At 55.4% G+C, this 23725-nt stretch carries 26 protein-coding genes and 1 pseudogene; 10 read left to right on the top strand and 17 right to left on the bottom strand.

The window, feature by feature from the left end; all coding sequences use genetic code 11:
• Nucleotides 1–107: 107 nt before the first annotated feature.
• The 13 genes from hemW to AOP6_RS00355 are packed head-to-tail and all read right to left on the bottom strand — an operon-like array spanning nt 108 to nt 9333.
• A complete protein-coding gene (gene hemW, locus AOP6_RS00415) occupies nt 108–1238 on the bottom strand; it encodes a radical SAM family heme chaperone HemW (protein ID WP_155874676.1) in 1131 nt (376 codons plus the stop codon).
• 28 nt (nt 1239–1266) lie between these two features.
• The gene (locus AOP6_RS00410; RefSeq protein ID WP_213194675.1) at nt 1267–1740 is read right to left on the bottom strand and encodes a universal stress protein; all 474 of its coding nucleotides are present in this window, start codon (nt 1738–1740) and stop codon (nt 1267–1269) included.
• A gap of 49 nt (nt 1741–1789) precedes the next feature.
• The gene (locus AOP6_RS00405) at nt 1790–3559 is read right to left on the bottom strand and encodes a Na(+)/H(+) antiporter subunit D (protein ID WP_155874674.1); all 1770 of its coding nucleotides are present in this window, start codon (nt 3557–3559) and stop codon (nt 1790–1792) included.
• The gene (locus AOP6_RS00400) at nt 3549–3815 is read right to left on the bottom strand and encodes a hypothetical protein (RefSeq protein ID WP_155874673.1); all 267 of its coding nucleotides are present in this window, start codon (nt 3813–3815) and stop codon (nt 3549–3551) included. Before AOP6_RS00400 ends, AOP6_RS00405 begins: the two co-directional genes overlap by 11 nt.
• A gap of 8 nt (nt 3816–3823) precedes the next feature.
• Nucleotides 3824–5296: a monovalent cation/H+ antiporter subunit D family protein gene (locus AOP6_RS00395; RefSeq protein WP_155874672.1), complete on the bottom strand. Its 1473-nt coding sequence runs from the start codon at nt 5294–5296 to the stop codon at nt 3824–3826.
• Nucleotides 5297–5345: 49 nt separating this feature from the next.
• On the bottom strand, nt 5346–6845 hold the full coding sequence (locus AOP6_RS00390; RefSeq protein WP_155874671.1) for a proton-conducting transporter membrane subunit: 1500 nt from the start codon (nt 6843–6845) through the stop codon (nt 5346–5348).
• Nucleotides 6842–7231: a cation:proton antiporter subunit C gene (locus AOP6_RS00385; RefSeq protein WP_155874670.1), complete on the bottom strand. Its 390-nt coding sequence runs from the start codon at nt 7229–7231 to the stop codon at nt 6842–6844. The genes AOP6_RS00390 and AOP6_RS00385 overlap by 4 nt, the downstream gene beginning before the upstream one ends.
• Nucleotide 7232: 1 nt before the next feature.
• Nucleotides 7233–7712: a Na(+)/H(+) antiporter subunit B gene (locus AOP6_RS00380; protein WP_213194673.1), complete on the bottom strand. Its 480-nt coding sequence runs from the start codon at nt 7710–7712 to the stop codon at nt 7233–7235.
• Nucleotides 7709–7981, bottom strand: a complete 273-nt coding sequence (gene mbhE / locus AOP6_RS00375) for a hydrogen gas-evolving membrane-bound hydrogenase subunit E (protein WP_213194671.1) — start codon at nt 7979–7981, stop codon at nt 7709–7711. Before mbhE ends, AOP6_RS00380 begins: the two co-directional genes overlap by 4 nt.
• Nucleotides 7978–8223, bottom strand: coding sequence for a hydrogenase subunit MbhD domain-containing protein (locus tag AOP6_RS00370; protein ID WP_155874669.1), 246 nt, complete (start codon nt 8221–8223; stop codon nt 7978–7980). Before AOP6_RS00370 ends, mbhE begins: the two co-directional genes overlap by 4 nt.
• Nucleotides 8220–8543 (bottom strand): monovalent cation/H(+) antiporter subunit G, encoded by a 324-nt coding sequence (gene mnhG, locus AOP6_RS00365; RefSeq protein ID WP_155874668.1) that lies wholly within the window; start codon nt 8541–8543, stop codon nt 8220–8222. Before mnhG ends, AOP6_RS00370 begins: the two co-directional genes overlap by 4 nt.
• Nucleotides 8544–8566: 23 nt before the next feature.
• Complete coding sequence (locus AOP6_RS00360; protein ID WP_155874667.1) at nt 8567–8854, bottom strand: monovalent cation/H+ antiporter complex subunit F; 288 nt, start codon at nt 8852–8854, stop codon at nt 8567–8569.
• On the bottom strand, nt 8851–9333 hold the full coding sequence (locus AOP6_RS00355) for a Na+/H+ antiporter subunit E (protein WP_155874666.1): 483 nt from the start codon (nt 9331–9333) through the stop codon (nt 8851–8853). The genes AOP6_RS00360 and AOP6_RS00355 overlap by 4 nt, the downstream gene beginning before the upstream one ends.
• Before the next feature lie 509 nt (nt 9334–9842).
• Between AOP6_RS00355 and AOP6_RS00350 the strand changes: the two genes are divergently transcribed.
• Nucleotides 9843–10640 (top strand): carbon-nitrogen family hydrolase, encoded by a 798-nt coding sequence (locus AOP6_RS00350; protein ID WP_155877582.1) that lies wholly within the window; start codon nt 9843–9845, stop codon nt 10638–10640.
• Between the two features lie 16 nt (nt 10641–10656).
• Here the strand turns inward: AOP6_RS00350 and AOP6_RS00345 are convergent, their stop codons facing one another.
• Complete coding sequence (locus AOP6_RS00345; protein WP_155874665.1) at nt 10657–11007, bottom strand: hypothetical protein; 351 nt, start codon at nt 11005–11007, stop codon at nt 10657–10659.
• Between the two features lie 204 nt (nt 11008–11211).
• Between AOP6_RS00345 and trxB the strand changes: the two genes are divergently transcribed.
• The gene (trxB, locus tag AOP6_RS00340; RefSeq protein WP_213194669.1) at nt 11212–12141 is read left to right on the top strand and encodes a thioredoxin-disulfide reductase; all 930 of its coding nucleotides are present in this window, start codon (nt 11212–11214) and stop codon (nt 12139–12141) included.
• A gap of 122 nt (nt 12142–12263) precedes the next feature.
• Nucleotides 12264–13793: a YifB family Mg chelatase-like AAA ATPase gene (locus tag AOP6_RS00335; RefSeq protein WP_155874664.1), complete on the top strand. Its 1530-nt coding sequence runs from the start codon at nt 12264–12266 to the stop codon at nt 13791–13793.
• Nucleotides 13794–14026: 233 nt separating this feature from the next.
• Here the strand turns inward: AOP6_RS00335 and AOP6_RS00330 are convergent.
• Both AOP6_RS00330 and AOP6_RS00325 read right to left on the bottom strand, forming a co-directional pair.
• Nucleotides 14027–15088: pseudogene (locus AOP6_RS00330) on the bottom strand (SO_0444 family Cu/Zn efflux transporter).
• Nucleotides 15089–15096: 8 nt separating this feature from the next.
• Nucleotides 15097–15456 carry a metalloregulator ArsR/SmtB family transcription factor gene (locus AOP6_RS00325; RefSeq protein WP_155874661.1) on the bottom strand — a complete coding sequence of 120 codons (360 nt, stop codon included), beginning with the start codon at nt 15454–15456 and terminating at the stop codon, nt 15097–15099.
• 63 nt (nt 15457–15519) lie between these two features.
• On the opposite strand from AOP6_RS00325, the gene AOP6_RS00320 reads away from it, so the two are divergent.
• From AOP6_RS00320 to AOP6_RS00290, 6 genes are all read left to right on the top strand, one after another.
• A complete protein-coding gene (locus tag AOP6_RS00320) occupies nt 15520–17286 on the top strand; it encodes an ATP-binding protein (RefSeq protein ID WP_155874660.1) in 1767 nt (588 codons plus the stop codon).
• Complete coding sequence (locus AOP6_RS00315; RefSeq protein ID WP_155874659.1) at nt 17283–18647, top strand: sigma-54 dependent transcriptional regulator; 1365 nt, start codon at nt 17283–17285, stop codon at nt 18645–18647. The genes AOP6_RS00320 and AOP6_RS00315 overlap by 4 nt, the downstream gene beginning before the upstream one ends.
• A 684-nt stretch (nt 18648–19331) precedes the next feature.
• On the top strand, nt 19332–19835 hold the full coding sequence (locus AOP6_RS00305) for a hypothetical protein (RefSeq protein WP_155874657.1): 504 nt from the start codon (nt 19332–19334) through the stop codon (nt 19833–19835).
• A 403-nt stretch (nt 19836–20238) separates the two neighbouring features.
• Complete coding sequence (locus AOP6_RS00300) at nt 20239–21609, top strand: hypothetical protein (protein ID WP_155874656.1); 1371 nt, start codon at nt 20239–20241, stop codon at nt 21607–21609.
• 103 nt (nt 21610–21712) lie between these two features.
• Nucleotides 21713–21961 (top strand): hypothetical protein, encoded by a 249-nt coding sequence (locus AOP6_RS00295; protein ID WP_155874655.1) that lies wholly within the window; start codon nt 21713–21715, stop codon nt 21959–21961.
• A gap of 9 nt (nt 21962–21970) precedes the next feature.
• Nucleotides 21971–22216 carry a hypothetical protein gene (locus tag AOP6_RS00290; protein WP_155874654.1) on the top strand — a complete coding sequence of 82 codons (246 nt, stop codon included), beginning with the start codon at nt 21971–21973 and terminating at the stop codon, nt 22214–22216.
• A 170-nt stretch (nt 22217–22386) separates the two neighbouring features.
• On the opposite strand, the gene AOP6_RS00285 is transcribed toward AOP6_RS00290, so the two are convergent.
• A complete protein-coding gene (locus AOP6_RS00285; protein ID WP_225897316.1) occupies nt 22387–22956 on the bottom strand; it encodes a helix-turn-helix transcriptional regulator in 570 nt (189 codons plus the stop codon).
• Here AOP6_RS00285 and AOP6_RS00280 point away from each other — a divergent pair.
• Complete coding sequence (locus AOP6_RS00280; protein WP_225897315.1) at nt 22926–23438, top strand: ATP-binding protein; 513 nt, start codon at nt 22926–22928, stop codon at nt 23436–23438. The two genes, AOP6_RS00285 and AOP6_RS00280, sit on opposite strands and share 31 nt — an antisense overlap.
• Nucleotides 23439–23725: the final 287 nt, after the last annotated feature.

The following is a 23725-nucleotide window of genomic DNA, read 5'->3' as shown; positions in this document are numbered from 1 at the left end:
CTGCCACATCCTGTTAGCACTCGAACGTCTTGAGTGCTAATGCCAGACAACATAACAATGGCATTGGGCTTTGTCAAGGGCAAAGCCCGAGAGAAAACGGCGACTTTTTACAGGAAATTCTGAATGAGATGATTGTAGAGAAGCCAGCCCGACAGGGTAAAATGCCACCGTCCTTTTTCGTACACAAGGTAGTCGACCGTCTTTTCTACCGCTACAGGGTAAGCCTCCGCCACTCCCTGGCCAAAGCGCTCCCTGAAACGCGCCTCGTCGACACCTGCCGCTTCGCGCAAGCCGAGATACAGGGTCTCAGCCATCGCCCCAGACCGATCAAAGCTTTCCAGATAAATCCTGGGATCACGCCCCTCCCTTAGAGCCTGAACATACCGGTCGATATCCGGTGGGATCTCCCACCGCGTTCCCCAGCCCTGTTCGCTGAAACTGTGGGCTCCCGGTCCCAGGCCCAGATAACCCTGGCGGCGCCAGTAAACCTCGTTGTGTCTGCAAGCATGCCCCGGCCTTGCGTAGTTGGATATCTCGTAGTGCTCGTAGCCTGCCACCCCCAGGCGCTCATCCAGGGCCAGGTACATCTCTGTGGCGAGGTCTTCCGTGGCCGGGTGCAGAACAGCCTGACGGTGCAGCTCTTCAAAAGGGGTGCCCTCCTCCACCGTCAGACCATAATAAGAGAGATGCTCCGGCTGCAGCGCCAGGACAGCTTCCACATCGGCCATTAAAGCCGTCAGGGACTGCCCTGGCAGGCCAAACATGAGATCGCAGGAAAGGTTGTCAAACCCCGCCTTTCTGGCCCATTCCACGGCCTGCAGGCCCTCCGCCGCTGTATGCAGACGTCCCAGAACCTTGAGCCTGGCATCCTGGAGGGATTGCAGTCCCAGGGAGAGGCGATTGATGCCAGCCGACCTGAAGCCTGACAGCATCTCGAAACTCAGCGTGCCTGGATTGGCTTCGAGCGTCACCTCGGCGTCTGAGGCCAGGCCAAACAAGCAGGCGACTTCACTCAAGATCTCATCCACGGACTCAGGACTCAGTAAGGACGGCGTGCCACCACCGAAAAATACAGTGGAAAAAGGACCTGCCTGCTCCTGTCGGGCCAGCAAACGCAGATGGGCAATAAGCAGGCGGGGATATTCCTGAAACACGGGGGAGGTCTGGGAGACAGAAAAAAAGTCGCAGTAGGGGCACTTACGGCGACAGAAGGGGATGTGGAGATAGAGGGCGTTCATGAATGTGTGCCTGGAGGCTTGCGGAGTTCTATTCCACCACCCAGACCGTGCGCCCCTCCAGGCTATTGACAAGTTCGCTAGAGACGCTGCCGAGGAAAATAGCCTGTACAGCCGAGAGATCGCGCCGACCCACCACGACCGTGTCGCATTCGTGCGTCTGCGCCATCGCGACGATGTCCTCGGCGACACCCTTGTCCTGCGGCACGATCAGACGGTTTATCCGACTGGCAGCAACACCGCGGCGCTGGAACAGTGCGACGATCTCCGCCATGAATGCCTGGGCCTTGCCAAGCAACTCCCCCGCATCCTCACCGCCATGAACCTCTCCGGTCATCTTGACCGGCTCATCCGTGACCGGGCTGGGGACACCGGAAGGCCAGGTGGCCATGACGGTCAGCAGCAGCACCTGACTGCCCTCGAGCTGACCGGCAATGGCGGCGAGATATTCAGCGGCCTGGCGAGAATGGGATGAGGGATCAAGAGCCAATAAGAATCTGTTCACCGTTGTACCTCCCTGATGTACCTGTACGCCGGACTGGACAATGCCTCAACTACACCACGAAAAAGAGCAGCGATATGATGGCCAGAAAGACGACGGCCAGCAGAACCCATAACCCTACGGGATAGGCACCGGCTTGACTGCGGCGCTCGATCTGCCGGGCTCCTTCGGCATATTCCCCATCATTCCCAGCCCCCTCGGTCAACAGCCGCAGAGCGTATTTCTGTACATTTGCTCCTGGTTCGGCAAAAAAGCTGGCCAGACGCGCGGGCAGACGCTGGACGAAAATTCGATCCGCCCAGGCGTTGAGACCGTTGAAGACATGGGCGGCCAGAGCGTAGAAGAACTCCCCCCCCTTGCGGTAAAACCAGTCCGTGTCGAGAGAGATCGTCTTGGTTCTTTTGAGTAACGGGAGAAGAAGGAAGAAGGCCAGCGCCGAGAACATCAACAGCTGCAGCTGGTTGAGGGTGTGCTCCACCGTGTAGGCGTGGTATTCCACCGGGAAGGGGAGAATATCATAAAGAGGCTGCGGGTAGACGCCCAGAAAAATACAGATGAAGGAGAGAAAAGCCATGGCCGCCAGCATATGCTTGGGAGGCTCGCCGGGGCGGAGGCCATTGTCCTTGGCAAAAAAGACGAAATAGGGAAACTTGATGCCGGCATGCAGAAAAACGCCGGCCGAAGCGATTTCCAGAATGAGCCAGACCCAGAAGAATCCTTCGTGCACGCCGGCCTCGATAATCATCGGCTTGGTCGTATAGCCCGAGAAGAGAGGAAAGCTGGAGATGGCCAGAGCCCCGATGGTGCCGAAAATCATGGTCAGGGGCATGGTCTTGTAGAGGCCGCCAAGGTCGGTGCAGCGGCTCTTGCCGGTCATGTACAGCACGGCGCCGGCGCTCATCCACAGCAGCGCCTTGTAGATAATGTGGCCAAAGGCATGGGCCACGGCGCCGCTGAGGGCCATGGCGGTGCCGATGCCGATACCGCAGATCATGAAACCGACCTGGTTGATGATGGAATAAGCCAGAATACGGCGCATATCGTTTTCAAGAATAGCGTAGATGATCCCATACAGGGCCATGAAGCAGCCGACCACCATGAGGATTTCCCAGCCGGCGAAACCGCGTATGAGGGTATAGACCGCCGTCTTGGTCGTGTAAGCCGTCATGATGACCCCGCCGGTCACCGTCGCCTCGGGATAGGCATCGGACAGCCAGGAGCTGAGCGGCGGCGCGGCGGCGTTGACCAGGAAGCCGATGAGGATCAGATAAGTTGGCAGACCCTGCAGGCTGAAGCCATCAAAAGCGACGGATCCCGTGGCGTTGACCTGCAGCAGAATGCCTGCCAACAGACAGAGTCCGCCGAAGATGTGAACCATGACATAGCGAAAAGCGGCCCCGTAGGCGCGCTCGGTCTTGCGGGCCAGCACCAGAAAGGTCGAGGTGACGGCCATGACTTCCCAGAAGAGGTAGAGGCTGATCAGGTCCCCGGCAAAAACGGCACCGATACTGGCGCCGATATAGGCCAGGGAAGCCGCATGCTCATAGCGTGTCTTGAGATGAAAGGCAAAAAGAAAGCAGGCAAAGGCATTGATGGTAAAGACATAACCGAAAGCCTTGCTCAGCTTGTCCACCCGCAGCAGATTCAGATCGAACCCGAAGAGTTCGTAGCCGTAGCTGAGGCCTGGATCGAGCTGGGTAATGACGAAGAAGGCTGCGGCCGGCGCCAGCAGAATCAGCAGGCGACGCCCCGCCAGCGGCAACAGCCACAGCAAAATCGCCGCGGCCAGGAAGAAGAGCGAAGGATGCACACTAGCGGTCATAGTAATCCTCGGGGCGCTTCAGTACAAAGCCCAGCACTTTGGAAATCAGGATGATCGCTACACAGGCAATGAACCCGAACAGGGCATAAAATCCGGGCCAGGCCTCCATGGATGAAAAGAGGGTATGCTTGTGCAGAAAAAAGTCGGGGACCACCAGCAGAACAAGGACGGCGTAAAAGCCTATCCGCAGCTTGCGGATATTCTGCGGGTGATCGAACCAATCGAACTCTTTTTTTACTTTATTATCTGCTTTCATGCAGCACCTCAGGGAAACAGCGCCATGCGGGCCAGCCGCAGGAACAGGTCGGGATAGAAAAAGAGGCCAAGGGAGGCCAGAGCCGTCACCGATAAGGGAATCAGACAGAGCACCGGCGCCTCCTTGACGCCGGCCTCATCCTCCCCTTCAGGCGTCTTGGCGAAGAAGCCCCGGTACACGATGGGGAGGAAATAGGCGGCATTGAGCAGAGAGCTGACCAACAGGATCAACAGCAGAATCAGCTGGTCGCTGTTCACCGCGCCGATAACCAGGTACCATTTGCTGATGAATCCTCCCAAAGGCGGCATGCCGATAATGCTCAAAGAGCCCAGCATAAAAGCCATGTAGGTCACCGGCATACGGCGACCAAGTCCATCCATCTGGCTGATGTACTTTTTTCCCGAGGCCACATAAATGGCGCCGGCACAGAAAAAGAGGGTGATCTTGCCAAAGGCGTGCATGGCGATATGCAGGGTGCCTCCCGTCATGCCGGCGGCGGACAGCATCCCGGCCCCCAGCACCATGTAGGAGAGCTGGCCAATGGTGGAATAGGCGAGTCGACGCTTGAGATTGTCCTGGGTCAAAGCCACCAGTGAGGCGACCAGCAACGTCACCGATGCGACGGTGGTGATTATGATTCCGAGATTGATTTCCTGCAGAAAATCGGGGCCGAAGATGTGGAACACTACCCGCAGGATGGAGAAGACCCCGACCTTGACGACAGCCACGCCATGCAGGAAGGAACTTACCGGCGTCGGCGCCACCATGGCCGCCGGCAGCCAGCCGTGGAAAGGCATAAGGCCGGCCTTGGCAAAGCCAAAAAGAAAAAAGACGAGAATAAGAGCCAGCAGGTAGGGCGAGGCGCCGCTGCCGGCCAGAATGCCGCCGTGACGGAAATCGAGGGTCCCGGCCAGCGCATAGGTGATGAGCATCGCTGGCAGGGCCAGGCCGATGGAGGTGCCGAGGATATAGGTCAGATATTTGCGCCCCGAAAAACGGGCTTCGGCGTTCTGTTCATGGGTGACGAGGGGATAGGTGGAAAGACTCAGCACCTCGTAGAAGAGATAGAGAGTGAACAGGTTGGCCGAAAAGGCGACGCCGATGGTAGCAGAGATAGCCAGGGCGAAGGAGGCGAAGTAGCGCGTCTGCCCGTGTTCTTCCAAGGCCCGCATGTAGCCGATGGAATAGACCGAAGTGCATATCCACAAAAAGGAGGCGACCAGGGCAAAAAACATTCCCATGGCGTCCACACGCAGGGCGATAGGTACCCCCGGAAAGACCTCGGCGATCGTCAGGCTGATAGTGCCGCCTGCAAGTACCGTCGGCAGCATGGAAACCACCAGCAGAAACTTGCCGATGGCAATCAGCAGGGTCCAGCTTTCACGCAGGTTGGGCTTGCGCCCCGACAGCATGATGGGAATCGTCCCCAACAGGGAGATGCAGACGGCCAGCATCGGCCATATCGAAGATGAGTATGCCATGGGCTCCTATTTCATTCCGTCATGCGACACAGAAACACTAAAATCCGGTTCAGAAGGAGGCGGGAAGTGCCAGCCGGATCACCTTGTCGACAATAGTCCCCGAACTCAGCCCTACCACGATGAGAGCAATCGCTACCAGGACCAGGGGCTGAAGCATCTGTGCAGGCGCCTCGGCCACTACCTCACCATGTCCTGCCTGGCCGTGGCCGTGCTCCTCTCCCGGCGCGAAGAAAAAGCCCTTTTCAATGATGCGGAAAAAGAGGATGGCGTTGACCAGACTGCTGATGACAAGCGCCGCCACAAAACCCCATTGACCGGCATCGATACCACCGAGGATCAGATACCACTTGCTGAAAAAGCCGCAGGTCGGCGGTACGCCGATCATGGAAAAAGCCCCCACCGTAAAAGCGGCCATGGTGATGGGCATTTTGCGATAGAGCCCCTGCAGCTTGGAAAATTCAAGACTGCCGGTGCGGTAGATGATAGCCGCAGCGGCCAGAAAGAGACAGAGCGTCATCAGGGCATCATTGACGATATGCAGAATCGCTCCCGTCAGACCATTGGCGTTGGCCAGCCAGACGCCCCCCACCATATAACCGACCTCAGCAATGATGATATAGGTCAGCATCCGGCGCATATCCCGCTGGGCCAGGGCCAGGGCCGAAGCACAGAGGATAGCAGCGGCCGCCACCCAGACGATGCCTGACTGCACCACCGCATGCTGAAAAAAGGCGTAATCCGGGGTAAACACAGAAAGAATGACGCGGATCATCAGGTAGACCGTCACCTTGGTCATCAGGGGGGCAATGAGCAGACCGGCTCCCGTTGGGGCCAGGGAATAGGCCTGCGGCAACCAGCCGTGCAGCGGGAAGAAGGCCATTTTCACCCAGAGGCCGACCAGCATGAAGGCAAAGGCGGTGGCCAGGGCAGGGCTCTCCTGCATGGTGCCGAGAATGCCAGCGATATCGGCCATGTTCAACGAGCCGGTAAGGATATAAAGATAGCCCACCCCCAGCAGGTAAAAACAGGCGCCGATACTGCCCATGATGATGTAGTTGAAGCTGGCCAGCGGCGCCCGCCCTTTCCCCATGGCGATAAGACCGTAGGTCGTGATGGAGGTGATCTCGAGCAGGACGTACAGGTTGAAGGCGTCGGCGGTAAGCACCAACCCCATGAGGCCGGCAATCAGGATGAGATATTGAGTAAAGAAGAGATATTCCTGCCCGGGCAGTTCCTGCTCCACGCTTTTCAGCGCCGACACCGTCGCCGGCAGGGCCACCGCGGCGATCAGCACCAGCATCAGCGCACTCAGGGGGTCAATAAGCAACTCGATGCCGAAGGGCGCCCGCCAGTTACCCACCGTGTAGGAAAAACCACCGTCACGCAGAACCCGCAACAGCAGCAGCACGGCGCCAATCGCTGAGAAACTCAGCGCTCCCAGGGCCAGGGGGGCAATCCAGCGGCGAGATGCACGCCCCAGCAGGTTGACGGCAAAAGCGGTCAACAGGGGAGCGGCCAGCACATAGAGGTGAAGGTTGGTGCTCGTCATTGGCCGATCTTCTCCAGAATTTCATCCTCTTCCAGGGTGCCGTATTCACGATAGATCCGCAGCAGCACCGCCAGGGCCACCCCGGTCACGCTCACGGAGACGACGATGGCCGTCAGCATGAGCACGTGGGGCAGAGGGTTCACGATGGTGGTGGCGTCGACCCCCTGCTTGAGAGCGGCATATTTGTCGACGATGGGGATGGCGGCGCCGCGCTTGACCCCGGTAGAGACGAAGAACAGGATGATCGCCGTCTGGAAGATATTCATGCCGAGCAGTTTCTTGACCAGGTTGCGCTTGCCGATCATGGCATAGAAACCGATCATCATCAGCACCACATAGAGCCAGTAGTTGTACTTGGCCACCACCTCTGCCATAAACGCTTCCATGCTAGAGCCCCTCTTCCAGGTCGCCGTTGGAACTGAGATCCCAATAGAGCGACAGCATGATGCTCGCGACAGCCAGCCCGACGCCGACCTCGACAATGAAAATTCCGAAAGAACGCCACTCGATAGCGTCCATGGGGAACAGGGCCGTCAGGGCGCTGTAATCCAGAAAGAGGCCACCGACCAGCGCACAGAGCACGCCCGTGCCCACAAAAAGCAGGGCACCGGTATTGCCGAGAACCAGGTTGATTCTTTCCGAAAAATGCCGCATGGACATCTTGATATCAAAAGCCAGCGCCAGCAGGATAAAGGAGGCTCCCAGCAGAACGCCGCCCTGAAAACCGCCACCGGGGCTGTAATGGCCGTGAACGATGACGTAAAGGCCAAACAGCTGAATAAAGGGAACCATCAGGCGCACCGAGGTCTGAATGATCAGATCGTGCCCCAAACCCCGCCCCTCATAGCGCTGCTGCAGCGTCTTCATGATTTTCGTCTCCTGAGCACGCTGACGACCGCCAATCCGGCACAGTAGATAACAACCGTTTCGAACATGGTGTCGTAGCCCCGGTAATCGCCGAGAACGGCGGTCACCAGATTGGGGACATGAGTTTCCTTGACGGCATTCTCAATGTAATAGGCTGACAGGTGGGTGCTGGCCGGCGATTGCGGATCAGCCCAGGGGGCGAAATCCTTGGTGCCGTACAACAGCAGGGCCCCGGTCAACAGCGTTGCGAGCAAAGCGACGGTTTTCAATCTTTACTCCTTCGAGTCGTCCTTAAAATGGCGGCAATAAACAGAATCGTACTGACGCCGGCACCGACGGTCGCTTCGGTAAAGGCCACATCGACCGCGCCCATTTCGGCCCACAGCAGGCACATCATGAAACTGTAGACGCCAAAGATAACCGAAGCACCGAGAAGATCCTTGGTCGTTATGGTCGCCAGGGCACAGATAACGACGAGAACCAGGATCAGCAGATCGACTTGCCAGATCATTTTGCCCCCTTTCCCTTGCGCCAGGGTTCGACCCCGGCAAGAAGAGCGCCCTCGGTGATGGCATGGGTCGCTGTCGGATTGGCAATGGAAAGAAAGATAGCGATGGCCATAATTTTCAGGCTGACCAGCACATGGGCCAGATCAAAGACGGCGAGAACATGGAGAGCCAGCCCGGACAAAATCAGAAAAGCGCCCAGGGTATCGCACTTGCTGGCCCCATGCAGCCGGGTGTAGAAATCGGGGAGCCGCAAAATACCGACGACTCCCACCCCAAAAAAGAAGAGGCCCCCCAGAATGAGAAATGCAGAAACGATGCTCATCGGTCTATTCTTTCCTTTCCAGATCAGGACTCGCCTTCAAGATGCACACTTTTGCGCCGCAAAAAGTACTTGGTCGCCCCCAGGGTGGCAATAAAGTTCAGCAGGGCATAAGCGAGGGCGATATCGACGAACATGCCGACATTACCGTACATCATGCCGATCAGCAGCAGCAGAACGGTCGTCTTGGTCCCGATGACACTGCCCCCAAGGATACGATCGAGCACCGTTGGACCACCGACGACCCGAATCAGGCACAAGGCCATCAACAGGATAATAAAAATGGCGCCCGCCATGACAATGTGGGTGATCATGCTTTATCCTCCAGAGCTTTGGCCACGCGCTGCTCCATTTCCCCCGGCAGGGATTCAGCCCCACTACGGGTCAGGGCATAAACGGTGAATTCGTCCTCGTGAACACTCACCGTAATGGTCCCCGGTGTCAGGGTGATAGACTGGGCAAAGGTCACTTTGGCGAAGGGGCGCTTGAGCTGGGTGTTGAAGCGAATAAGCTGGGGGTCGATGAGATCCATCATGCGGGGATGAAGGACAATGTAGGCCACTTGAAAATTGGCGATGATGACTTGCCAGAAGAGCCAGGGCAGATACAGGAACATGCCGAAAATATCCCGTATCCAGCGGCCCCCTATCCCGTCCGGGAAGAGCAGCCTGTGACTGAACTGAGCCACCAGCAGACAGCAGATCACCCCGAGCGTGAAGTGAAAAGCGTCAAACATTCCCGAGAGAAGGGCCCAGAAAGCGAGCATGATAAAAAAAGTGGCAACTTTGGCCATGGCAAATCATCCAGCGAAAAAGGTGGACGTTAAAAATGCACAGGAATCGCCCTTGCAAAGAGAAAGGACTGCTCCATAAAATCTTCTTTTTTATCCGGACGCGATTAAATGCTTAACATGCTTCCCGGCGGGGGTCAAGAAAACTAGGAACGGGCTGTCGTTTACATTTATGTTTCGGTCATCTCGATAAAAACAAACGATGTTTTATGGGGGTTTTTAGCAGAAACTCAGTGGGCTTCGCAACATTTTTTTCACCACCTCTTTCTTTTTTCATTGGAGCTATGGTTCGTTCAACACGAAATTCAGCCTGCCAATTGTCTGTTCATCCTGGGGAAACCTGAACTGCTTTTCAGGTTGGTTCCAGTGGGATTTTTTGATTTCAAAAGATGTTTGAAGGACCTGGACACTTGCCGAACAACCACCCGATAGGCTATACTTCGCCCCGATTCATTATCACAAAACCTTTGTGATGCCTCGGTTTAGCCCTTAGCAGACAGGATTCACCCATGATGTCACAGACCCATAAGGTTATGGCCGGAGTCGCCCAGTTCAACATTGCTCTCGGCGACATTGATACCAATCTGTCCCAAGCTCTTTCAGCCTTGAAAAAACTGGCTTCACAGGGCGTGCAGCTGGCGGTACTGCCGGAGATGTGGAGCACGGGATACGACTACAAGCGCCTTGGCCAACTGGCCGAGCGGACACCCGAAGTCGTGCAGGCACTCTGTCGGCAGAGCGCCGAGTCAGGCATGGTGTTGGTGGGGAGTCTGGCGGAAAAAGAAGGGAAGGCCCTTTACAATACAGCCTATATTATCGATCAGGGAAAGGTCGCCGGCACCTACCGCAAACTGCATCTCTTCTCCACCATGGGAGAAGATCGGTTCCTGTCGGCAGGGGACCATTCTCTGGTCGTATCGACTTCCGTCGGTCGCCTGGGAGTGGCTATCTGCTACGATCTGCGTTTTCCCGAGCTCTTCCGCAAGATGGCTCTGGAAGGGGCCGAGATCATCTGCCTGCCGGCGGAATGGCCCAAGCCGCGCCAGGAGCACTGGCGCACCCTGCTGCGTGCCCGCGCCATCGAGAACCAGCTTTTCGTCGTCGCGACCAACTGCTGCGGTATTCAGGGAAAGCTCGATTTTTTCGGCATGAGCCTGCTGCTCTCGGCCCGGGGAGAGGTCCTGGCCGAGGGAGGCGAGCAAAACGTCGAACTGGCGGCGACCTTCGATTTCAGCGAAATGGTCGAATACCGTTCCCAGATCCGCTGCTACCACGATCGCCGTCCTGAAATTTATGGTCACTTGCCCTGAGCTACCGGGGACAGCCTCAGTCGGACAGGGGCTCGGCCTCCTGGCGGTACTCAGCTGGAACATGCTGCAGGCTTTCGGCAAAATGCAGCTCGCCGTTCCTATCGACGTAGAGATAGCGGGGAGACTTTTCGGTTGGTTTCACGGTCACAGGGCGTTCGGGGGCTGGAGTCTCCGCCTGTTCGATGAGGGATTCAACACTTGGCGTCGGCTTGCCGTCAACAAGAGCAAAGAGGCGATCGCGAAAATCAATATAGAAGGTCTGCACGGCCGTCAGTCCCTTCCCTTTGAGCTTAGCATGCACCATCAGCTGATCGGCAGCCAGCAGCACCAGCAGAAAGACCAGTGACCAGACCAGAAAACCCGTCATTTTTTTCATAACATCCTGAAACCTTTCCCCCTCCATGCAAAAATGCGCCTTTTCTACCCGAAACGCCTCCCATACTAGCCAGAGGCCCGAGGGAAATCAAGGGACTCCTTATCCTCAGACTGACTCCCGTCAACTGAGAGTTCTTTCACTTTTCTAGCCGGCTGTGTTATCTTGGCGACCAAATTTTCCACAGGAGAGACACCCATGACCGAAAAAATTTACGATACCCTGATTATCGGCGGCGGCCCCGCCGGGCTGACCGCCGGGCTCTACACCTCCCGCGCCAAACTCGAGACCCTTCTTGTCGAACGCATGATCATGGGCGGCCAGGTCATGACGACCACCAAGGTCGAAAATTATCCAGGCTTTCCCGGCGGCATCGACGGCCCTGACCTCATGATGCGTTTTCAGGAGCACTGCCAGGAATTCGGACTCGAAGTCCAGTATGGTGAAGTACAGGCCCTGGAAGACTTAGGCGAGGTGCGTCGTATCACCGTAGACGAAAAGCCCGTCCTCGCGCGCACCGTCATTATCACCACCGGGGCCGAACCGAAAAAACTCGACATTCCCGGCGAGCAGGAATTCACCGGGCGCGGCGTCTCCTACTGCGCCACTTGCGATGGGGCTTTTTTCCGTGACCAGGTCGTCGCCATTGCCGGCGGCGGCGACACAGCCGCTGAAGAAGCCCTTTTTCTCACCCGCTTTGCCAAGAAGGTGTATCTCATCCATCGCCGCGACCAGCTGCGGGCCACCTCCATCCTGCAGGATCGGCTGAAAAATAACGACAAGATTGAGATTCTCTGGAACGCCCAGGTCACCGGCACGCAAGGAGATACCTCCGGCCTGACCGGCATCGAACTGACCGATACGACCAGTGGCGACAAGCGCCTGCTCGAAGTTTCCGGCCTCTTCGTCGCCATCGGCGTCACTCCCAAGGCGCATTTTCTCGCCGAAACCCTCACCCTCGACGCAGAGGGTTACATTCTCACCGATGGCGAGTGTCGCACCTCCATGGAGGGAGTCTTTGCCGCCGGCGACGTGCGCAAGAAGATCCTCAAACAGATCGCCACCGCCGTCGGCGATGGCGCCGTCGCCGCGATTATGGCGGAGAAATACATCATGGATCACCAGTAACCTCCCTGCCTCTCTTTTTGAACCCAGGCCCCGGTTCGCAGCTTTATCGCTTGCGATCCGGGGCCTTTCTGTTTAGATTAAGCGTTCTTTAATTTTAATGGGTTCATTTTTGAGGAGGGAGTATGCTGGCCAAGGTACTATCAGGAGCGCTCAACGGCATCGAAGCGTTCCCTGTTGATGTAGAGGTGGATATCGCCCAGGGGTTGCCCCAATTCGCCACGGTAGGGTTGCCGGAAGGAGCAGTCAGGGAGAGCAAGGATCGCGTCAAGTCAGCCATCAAGAACTCAGGCTACGACTTCCCCACCCGCCGCATCACCATCAATCTGGCGCCGGCAGACATGAAAAAGGAAGGCACCGCCTACGATCTGCCCATGGCCATCGGTATCCTGGCGGCCATCGGTATCGTTAAAAGCGAGAACATCCGTAAGTACGTCCTGATCGGCGAACTCAGCCTCGACGGCCTGGTCAAGCCCGTTCGCGGCACTCTCCCCCTCGCCGTCGCCGCCCGCCACTGGCAGACAGAAGGTCTCATCGTCCCCTGGGAGAACGCTGCCGAAGGCGCCATTGTCGAAGCCCTGCCCGTCTACGGCGTGCGCGACCTGGCCGAAGTGGTCGAATTCATCAACGGGGAAAAGATTCTCTCCCCCCACCAGTGCAGCCACGAGCAGAATCTCGAAGCCCTACCCGCCGGCTGCGACGATTTTTCCGAGGTGCGCGGCCAGGACCATGTTAAAAGAGCTCTGGAAGTGGCTGCCGCCGGAGGCCATAATCTCCTGATGATCGGACCGCCCGGCAGCGGCAAGACCATGCTGGCCCGCCGCCTGCCGACCATTCTGCCCCCGCTGAATTTTGAGGAAGCACTGGAAACGACCAAGATCCACTCCATCATCGGCCTTTTGCCCAAAGAAAACGCTCTCCTCAACGTGCGGCCTTTCCGCAGCCCTCACCACACTATTTCTGATGCCGGTCTCATAGGCGGCGGCGCCATTCCCCGTCCGGGCGAGGTCTCCCTGGCCAACAATGGTATCCTCTTTCTCGATGAACTGCCCGAATTCAAGAAAAACGTGCTCGAAATGCTCCGTCAGCCCCTGGAGGACGGTCACGTCACCATCGCCCGCGCCGCCACCACGCTGAGTTTTCCGGCGACCTTCATGCTGGTTGCCGCCATGAACCCCTGCAAGTGCGGATTCCTCGGTGATTTCAATAACTTATGTACTTGTACACCGCACGATATCCAACGTTATCGGCAACGTCTTTCCGGCCCGCTACTCGATAGAATCGACCTGCAGATCGATGTCCCACGGGTGCCGCACAAGGATCTGGCTGATCCGGTCGAAGGGGAATCTTCGGCAACCATCCGTGCCCGGGTCGAAGCAGCCCGCACGATCCAGCGCGAGCGGCTAGCCCCTTATGGCCTGCACGCCAACGCCGCCATGGCGGCCCGGCATATCCGCAAATTCTGTCCGCTGGACGAGGCGGGGCAAAAACTGCTGGAGATGGTGGTCGATAAACTCGGTATGTCGGCACGCAGCTACAGCCGCATTCTCAAGGTCGCCAGGACCATTGCCGATCTGGCCGGGGATGAGAGCATCCGCCAACAGTATCTGGCCGAGGCGATACAGTACCGGGGGCTGGATCGGAAAAACTATTGACGCTTCAAGATTTGTCCCTAAGGGATTTTCAGGTTTCTCTCGGCCAGATCGTTTTAAAATTCTTTCGGATTATTGACACGCCGATAATGAGTGATTTGTCCTAAGCTTAAAAAGAGGGATCACACTGGCGGACAAAATACTCAGTAAAGCCTCAGCCCACATAAGCTGCCCGAGGCTTTATCTGTTCTGGAGGGTATGGTGACTTGAAGCAATCAATGAACTTATGGATTTAATTACCCGTCAGAAGTATCTTTTAATTTCTGGGAGAGCGGATTAAGCAGAATAAAGAAAAGCACCACCACCGCCGAAACTTGCATAAACAGCGAATCCGACACATCGGTCGGCTCATTGGCCCACATTATAATGTCAAGCTCAAGCCATTCGTAAAGTCGGTTCGTTAACCAGCCAAAAACCAACGAGCAGATCGCAATTGAGGCCAGATAGACCATGGTGGCCTGTTTGCCGAAGTAACGCGCAACAACGGTTAATGTGGCGGCATTGGTTGCAGGTCCGGCCAGCAGAAAGACCAGTGCTGCACCCGGAGAGAGTCCTTTCAGGACTAAGGCTGCAGCAACGGGAGTCGAAGCGCTGGCACAGATATAGATGGGAATGCCTACCCCCAACATAATCAGTAGCGACAGAGCTTCGTTGCCCATATAGCGCAGGAAAAAATCATCAGGGACAAGATATGAAATCAGACCGGCAATAACGATTCCGAGCAGCAGCCATCTGCCGATATCACCGAGCAGATCGCCAAAGGCATAAGCCAGCCCGGAACGAATGCGGGAAAAGTGTGATTCTTTGCTTTTTGATGGGGGACCCCCATCCGTCTTAGCCGGTCAGCCACAGCCGGGCTGTTTCGCCTCCTCTTGCGAAGCGGGTTCCACATCTTCGGGCAAACGGTTGATGAAGAGTCCGGTCAGGGTTGCGGTAAAAAAGGAGGAGATCGGGCGAACAATCGTCATCACCGGATCGAGCAACGCCCAGGTGATGGCAATCGAATCGACACCTGTCTCAGGAACTGAAACCAAAAAGGCTGCCGAAGCCCCTTTACTGGCACCCTGTTTCCGCAATTCTATCGCCGCTGGAATAACCCCGCAGGAGCAAAGCGGCAAAGGGATGCCGAACAGGGATGCCTTTATGACAGAAGAGGTCGAATTGCTCCCCAAGTGTTTCGCAACCATCTGTTCAGGGAGATAAGTCTTGAGGATGCCTGCAGCAAAAAAACCGAACAGAACGTAAGGGGCGGACTCCGCCAGCACCTCCCACGATTCCAGAAAAACGCCAACAAACATATCCATCTTCAGACCTTTTTCTCGTTCGCGTAATTCCGGCCAGCAAGCAGAATTGGTTTAACCGCAGCATCTTCAAGGCTGTAGTAAACCATTTTGCCTTCCTTTCGGGCCTGGACCAATCCGGTCATGCGCAGCAGTTTAAGTTGATGCGAGATTGCCGAGGGGGTTGAATCCAGCATCGCCGCCAAGTCGCAAACGCACATTTCACACGCGCTTAAGGCAAGCATGATCTTAAGCCGTGACGGTTCGCCGAGAAGTTTATAGACAGACGCCATCTGCTCGACAATTGCCAGTAGCGGCATCTGCTTTTTCGCTTCAGTGACACGATCCTCGTGGATAAGGTTAACTTGACAAATATCCTGGTCCATGGCACACCCTTATATGAATAGGTATTCAAACGTTAAAACATACGCTAGGGGTTTCGGCGACAAATGTCAACACAGGAACACAGCAAAAACATGGCTCCGAGGAACCACACGAAGAGGCACATCTCTCTACCGGCACTGGGGTTTATTCTGGCCAGCCTGCTGCTGGCCGGTGTTCTGGCTATCGTCACGTGGCACAATCTGGATCGCGAAGAGCAATTCATGGAAGGGTTTCTGCTGAAAGAAGCAGAAACGTTGATCCGAGCGTTTGAGGCTGGGGCCAGAACCTCGATGATGATGGGACCAAGCGGCGGCAACCTCGCCACTCTGGTCACAGAAACAGCTCGCGAGGAAACCATCGCCTATATCGTGATCCAAGATGAGAAAGGTCACCCCATTGCCAGTGCCGGAGAAGCACCGGAGCCGACCGACCTGCCTCCAGGGTTACAAGTCTTGAGCAATGCTCAACCACTGGCAAGGTTCCTGACCGATTCATCAGGAGAGCGGATTTATGAAATTGCCAAAGAGTTCAGTCCGTTGAGCATGATGCCGAGACGGATGGGGATGATGCAACGCTGGCGGAACTGGTGTGGAATGCCGGGTAGCAACGACAATAGTGAATGTCGACAGCTCATCTACCTGGGGCTCTACACGGAAGACTTTGATGCCGCCCGCGCTGAAGATGTTAAGCAGAGCCTGATCTTATTCGGCATTCTGTTTCTGCTTAGTTCGGGTGGCCTCTATGCCCTGTTCCTGTCGCACAAATCCCAGGTTACCAAGGCAGCGCTGGAGAACATGGAGCTGTACACCGACAATGTGATCAACAGCATGCCGGCCGGTTTGATCAGTATCGATACGGAACGGCGGATTGTTTCAGCAAATAGCAAAGCCCTGGAGATATTCGGCCGCAAAGAGCTCGATATGCACGGCAAAACCCTGCAACAGTTGACAGGCCCCGAAGAGTGTTCACTCGCCCCTTTCTTACGTTCCGGTAAGGAATTTATCGACCAACCGATGGACTGTCTCCGCCAGGATGGTGAAACGGTTCCCTTAAAAGTCAGCGCGTCCCACCTGCGGGATCGGGAAGGCAGCTTGCGCGGGATGGTCTTGATCTTGCGGGATCAGCGGGAAATCAAAGCCATGGAAGAGGCCTTGGAACGTTCCCGTCGCCACGCAGCACTCGGGCAGATGGCCGCCGGAGTTGCCCATGAGATCCGCAACCCTCTTGGAACGCTGCGGGGCTTCGCCCAGTACTTTAGCCGCAACACCGGGCAGGATGCACAAGCGAAGGAATATGCAGACCTGATGGTTGGCGAAGTTGATCGCCTCAATCGCACGGTTTCCGCCTTACTGCAATTTTCCAGACCGAGAGAGCCCGAACTGATGAAGATCGACTTCAGCAGTATTGCGCAGAAATGCCTGACTTTCGTGCAGGAGGAAGCCAAAAGCAAAGGAGTTGGGTTGGAGCTACAAATCCATGGGTCGGGTTTAAAACTGTGCGCGGATGCAGACCTGTTGCAGCAGGTGTTCCTCAATCTGCTGCAGAACAGTCTGGCGGCAACCGCTGTCGCTGACACCATTTTTCTTGGCGGGAAAGAGGCGGAAGAAACTGTCCGTTTGTGGGTTCAGGATACCGGCAAGGGTATCAGCAGAGAAGAACAGGCAAAAATGTTCGACCCCTTCTACACCACCCGGAAAGATGGCACCGGCCTTGGTCTCGCTCTGGTGCAACAGATCATCGAGCAACACAATGGGCGTATTGAAGTGACCAGTGAGCTCGGCCAGGGAACCTGCATTACTATCATCCTGCCGCTGCGGAAGGAGCAAGCATGAGCCAGGCAAAAAAAACCCTGCTTCTGGTTGATGACGATAAGGCACATCGGACCATGCTCAAAGCCCATCTTGGCGCAGCGGGATACGAAATCATTGAAGCGGATGATGGCGACGTCGCAGTCCATCTGGCTAAAGAAAGAGATGTGGATCTCGTTCTGCTGGATCTGAAGATGCAGCGAATGGATGGACTGGAGGCTTTGGTTAAGATTCAAGAACTCAAGCCAGAACTTCCGGTGATCATCATCACCGCTTTTTCCTCAGTGGAAAATGCTGTCGAGGCAATGAAGCAAGGGGCTTTCGACTATGTAACCAAGCCGGTTGACAGCGAAGCCTTGAGCCTAACCGTTAAACGGGCTCTCGACTTCACAAGTCTGCAGCAGGAGAACATCTCCCTGAAGCAGCGACTGGGTGAAAAGTTCGATCTTGGCAACTTAACCGGCAGCAGCCAGCCAATGCAGGAGTTGGCCGAAACCCTGTCACTGGTCGCGCCGTCCGATGCGACTGTCTTGATCACCGGCGAATCGGGCACCGGCAAGGAGTTGGTTGCCGGTGCGGTTCACCACAACAGCCTGCGTAGAGACGCGCCCTTCATCAAGGTCAACTGCGCTGCTCTGCATGAAAATCTCTTGGAAAGTGAACTGTTCGGCCATGAAAAAGGAGCCTTTACCGGCGCAGCCGAACGGCGTAAAGGGCGTTTTGAACTGGCGGATAAAGGCACTTTGTTCCTTGATGAGATCGGCGACATGAGCCTGACCACCCAGGCGAAAATCCTGCGTGTGCTACAGGAAGGTGAATTCGAACGGCTCGGCGGCAGTGCAACCATCAAGGTTGATGTTCGCATGCTCGCCGCCACGCATAAAAACCTGGAACGGATGGTCGAAGAAGGAACTTTCCGCCAGGATCTCTTTTTCCGCCTCAGTGTTGTTCCGCTGCACCTGCCGCCTTTGCGGGAACGACCGATGGACATCCCGGCCCTGGCCGAACATTTCCTCAAACTTTACTGCGATAAAAACCGCAAAGACATTCGCAGTTTTGCATCAGAAGCGATGGAGGCGTTGCTCGCTTATCACTGGCCAGGAAATATCCGTGAGCTGGAAAATGCCATCGAGAGGGCAGTCATCCTCTGCCTGGAAGAAAAGATCGCCCTGCAACATTTACCCCTGCAGGTTCGTCAGTCCTATGCGGACAATAGCGAACGCCCCTTTGCCATCCGACCCGGCCTGACGTTGAAAGACATGGAGAAGGAGCTGATCCTCTCCACCCTGCGCCAGACCGAAAATAACCGCACCCGTGCGGCCGAAATTCTCGGCATCACCCGCCAGACCCTGCAGAACAAACTCAAGGAATACGGCCTGACCTGAGACTGTCAAAACTTTTGACAGTGGCTCGGTTTAAACCTGCCTGAAACGTAAAAACATTAACCGCCCACCACCCCACACCAAAGCACTATCTTAATATTTTCATAAGCTTACGCTGTTGGCATCGGCATTGCTCTTTATCTGGGTAACAATGAAGAAAAGGAGGACATCATGCTGAAAACAGTTCTGTTACTTATCGTTCTGGCCGGGAGTCTTTTCCTGCTTTCAGGCTGTGGCCCCTGGGGGCACTGGGGCGGACATGGTCACGGGCACTATTCATCAAACACTGACAGCTCGCATACCCACCACCGGGGTTGCGGACATTCGCGGTATTAGGGGGAGAGAAAATGTTTTGTGGTCCAGGTTCCGCATGGAGCGGATGGCACATGGGCGGTTGGTTTATGCCGGGGTTCTTTATGGTGATCATTGTTGCGGGCATCATCTGGCTGATTTTCAGACGCCAACCAGCACCGGCCCCTCAGGCTCTGACTTGCCCGAAATGTTCCGGGGCAATTCATGCCACTTATTTCCGCTGCCCCCATTGCGGCAACGCGCTCAAACATAATTGCCCGAACTGCAGCCGGATTATCGAGCACGATTGGTCTTACTGCCCTTACTGTAACGAGCAGCAACCAAGCACAGCTTCGGAAAAGACTGGTAGCTAAACACCAAAAAAGGAGAGAGAAGATGAAAAGAACAGCACATATCCAGAAAATTATAACCGTCGCACTTGCTCTTGGTTTCCTGTCACTTGCTTCCACTAGCTTCGCCTGCCGGGGGAACTTGATGGGGCATGGCAGCGGCAATTCGCACGCGAACCTGACCGCTGAACAACTTCAGCAACTCGATGCGGTAAAGACAAAATACTCTGGCCAGCTGGACGAGTTGCAAGCATCTTTGAACAGCAAAAGCGATGAATACCGTGTTGCCAGAGCGAACGACAGCACCACCGTCGGCACATTGAAACAACTCGAAGCTGAAATTGCTGATCTTGAGCAGCAATACTGGACTTTGCTGGATAAGGCCAACAATGAGGCAGGTGGTTTTATCGCTGGCGACAAGGGGGCATGGTTCCACTGTGGTTACAATGGTTGTGATCATCAAAGCCACTGGGGCAGGATGGGGCAAGGCCGACACATGGACCCGGAGCACATGAACCGCATGGCTAGCCACATGGGTGGTTGCTGGTGAAATTAGCAATCAGCTAGAAGATGATTAAGATAAAGCAATCGAGACTTGATCTGACAGACAGACATTGTCTGTCTTGCCCAGTTGCCCAGTTGCCGAGTTGCCCAATGCTGAATACCTCTGGATGATCCAGAAAAGAATTGAGTAGGACAAAGAAGATAAGAATCTAATGACAATGCATCCCTAGATATCGTGAATTGCAATATTATCGGATATTCCACTGAATCATGTTGATTATTCAACAGTTAATGAGGCGACCAGAAAGGTGTTCACCTCAAATGACTTCTTTTGAGCCATGATTCAAGGGGCTTAGACAGGGACTTGGAGCCGGCACAGTAAGTGCAGTGCTTTTATTTGCTAAAGTAGTTGTTTTATAGGATAAAATCAGAAAAAAGGAGCTTTAATTATGTACCAAAAACCCTTGAAATGGCTCACCATTTTCAGTCTCTTGATTTTGGCAGGCTTTTCCCTCACTGCTTGCGGCGGTGGTGGCAGCGATGATGGTTCCTCCAATGTCGGTTCTGGGACGACCCCGAGTTTGCAATCATCGACGGTTACAGGCGTGCTGACGACCCAGTCGAGCGCGGTGTCCCGGTTCATTGACCTGATCACCCCCACGTCCGCAGTCGCCGTTGTGCCGGCGACCATCTATCTCGACAATTCTTCAAATCCTGTGTTCCCGAATGCCCAGGACCGCTTCACGATCAGCAATATCGCGAATGGTGATCACTCGCTGTATATCCAGATGGGCGACGGGACGGAGATAGAATTCCCCTTCCGAATCGCCGCCGGTCAGGGTCTTGATTTCGGCACCATGGCCCTGGCTGATGGTCAGGTCCGGACTTTTACCGGTTTCAATGGCTATCACTTCGGCTGGGTTGATGAAAATGGTGATGGCATCAACGACAACTTTGCAGATATTGACGGTGACGGGATATGTGACCAGGGGCGTCGCTTTGCTGGCTATGCCTATCACATGGACCTGGGTTACAGAGATGTCAACAACGATGGTCTCAATGACCATTTCATCGATGCTGATGGTGATGGAATTAACGACCTGAACGGGCGTTCCTATGGTTTTGGCTTCGGCTTCATCGATGAAAATGGTGATGGCATCAATGATCGTTTTGTGGATGTTGATGGTGATGGCATCTGTGATCTCACCGGTATGCCTTACCAGCATCCTTTTGGCTGGAGTGATGATAACAGTGACGGTGTGAATGACAGATTCAGGGACGTCAATGGCGATGGAATCAACGATATCACTGGAACCCCATATGTGGGGATGCCCGGTTGGGCTGATCTAAACGGCGATGGTTTAAACGATTTCTTTGCTGATGCGGACGGCGATGGGGTGAATGACATCGGGACTGTAACAACACCCTATGGCCATGGCTATGGCTGGGTGGACGCAAACGGCGATGGTATCAACGACCGCTTCATCGATGCCGATGGCGACGGCCTCAACGATCTGGCCAGCGGTCCTTTCGCAGGCCAGAGTTCCTGCTACGGCTACATGGCGGGTTATCAGGATGCCAACGGTGATGGGATTGATGATATCTCTGAAATGCCCTACCGGCATGGTTTTGGCTGGGTGGACACCAATGGTGATGGCATCAACGATGTTTTTGCCGACACCGACGGAGATGGCGTTAATGATTATTCCGGCTTTTACTATGACGGCGGTGGATACCACATGAGCCAAAATTTTAACAGCAACATGGGCATGCATAATCCTGACTGGCCGATGGGACATGGTGGCGGGATGATGAATTGACCCTCCTGGAAAGCCCTCTCAAATTAGAGAGGGCTTTTTCACGCCTGCACATACTGTGCTGTATAGCCTCTGGGACAAGGGCACCATCAAACCGGTGACCCGAGTGGGCTATCGTCTGGCGGAGCTGCTGCCGATTGGCAACACGGATCTGGTGACATTGGGCCTGCGATTTTCGAATGACGTCATCTGCCTGATTTCCGCCCTGGCCTTCCACGGCCTCACCACTCAGACTCCACACGAGGTTTCTGTCGCTGTTCCCCGGAACTCACGAATGTCGTCGCTCGACTTCCCCCCGATGGGCGCGCATAAGTTTTGCGAGGCCGCGTTCAAACCAGGAAGCGAGGAGCACTAGGTCGATGGTGTGACGATTCGGATCTACAACCCAGAAAAAACTCTGGCGGATGGTTTCAAGTTCCGCAATGAAATAGGCATGGATGTGATCCTGGAGGCGCTAAAACTCAACAAGTCGCGGAAGAAATTCAACCTGGCTAAAGTGCTCGAATATACAAAAACCTGCCGTGTGGAAAAGATTCTATCTGGAGGCTCTACTGTGAGCGTGAGGGGGGTGTCAAGAATAGCGTCACGTCTGTCCGGAAACGCCTGCTGAATCGCGCCAGCTCAACTTCGAGGGAGAAAATTTGGCCGAAGCCACTCGCCTCACCTTTGAACGGAGAGGCGCTTCGTTACCCGATGTGATCGTCGCGTTTACCGAAGTTTTCGATTAGGCCAAACAAATGGGGCAGCCTTCCATAAACGCCGTCGGCAGGATCACGTTCCTCATAGCTTCTCGGAAGTTGTCCTTGCCATAAAAGAATTCATTGAACCACTTGCCACCGCTCGCTCTTCCGGCAAAGCTGCCCCCAACCGCTGGACCGCCTCAGGCCCCTGGGCGTGACTCGATAAAAATAGCTCAACCTCCTTCCGGTTACGCCGACAAGGCTTGTGCCGGCCACTCAGCCAGTCGGACAATTGCTCGGGGTCACGGTTCATTTCGGCCCCAAGCTGTTCCAATGTCAGGCCATGCACCTGTTTGTACCAAGCCAATTTATCAACCAGTTTGTCGGGCCAGGGGACGGGGTTGTATCCGAGGAACTCGATAACTTTCGGCATGCAACTCAAGGTGATCGTTGACCAGTTATTTTCCCAATTCCAGATGGTAGAGGTGGTCACACCAATCTGAACTGCGACATCTTTTTGATACAATCCAAGCTCAAGGCGACGGCGGCGCAGGTGATCGCCGAGGGTGGTCGGTTCTTCGGTGAGCTCCCTAGGCACCTGTATTTTAAAGGGAATTTCGATTTTGTGCGGGGTTTCAGGTGAAATGGAAAACTTGTAAAAGATGTTCAAACCCCTGTTTCTGCGGAAAATTAGGGGAGCCTAATGAGGCTTGCTCCTGCACGCCGACCATGATCGAGCGCTACCGGCGCCGCCTGTCCGGGCCCCTGCTCGACCGCATCGACCTTCACATCGAGGTACCGCGGGTGCCGCACCGCGAACTGGCCGACCCGATCGATGCCGAATCCTCAGCCACCATCCGAACACGGGTCGAAGCCGCCCGCCGCATCCAGAACCAGCGTCTGGCCCCCTTCGGCCTGTATGCCAACGCCCGCATGGGCGCCCGCCAAATCCGCAAGTTCTGCCCGGTGGATGATGCCGGCGAGAAGCTTCTGGAGATGGTCACCGAACGGCTGGGGCTGTCGGCCCGCACCTACTCGCGCATCCTCAAGGTGGCGCGGACCATCGCCGACTTGGAAGGAGAGGAGAATATCCACCAGGGCCATCTGGCCGAGGCGATCCAGTACCGAGGACTGGATCGGAAGATCCGTTGAAAAAAGAGCATGAGTGACCGTTCCTACACCTGGCAGGATAAAATTTTACAGGAACGCTGCCAAAACGTTCGACTATGACATCAGTGCCCAAATCGTCATTTGATGGCCACTGGCACCGTCACACTACCTTCCGGACCGGACACTGTCACCGTTCCCGGCGAACCTGGGACACTTGTGTTGACATAGCTCCAAATGTATTTCCCTTTGAAGAGCTGAGTAAATGTCATCGGCCCAAAGTTTTCCAGATAAAGATTCGCATTCGGATAATCACTGGTGGCCTCGACGGT

Origin of the sequence: Desulfuromonas sp. AOP6 (genome assembly GCF_009731355.2) — a bacterium.
Lineage (GTDB): Bacteria > Desulfobacterota > Desulfuromonadia > Desulfuromonadales > SZUA-540 > SZUA-540.
Note: the sequence above shows the minus strand (reverse complement) of the source record. Positions and strands in the feature narration are given on the sequence as shown.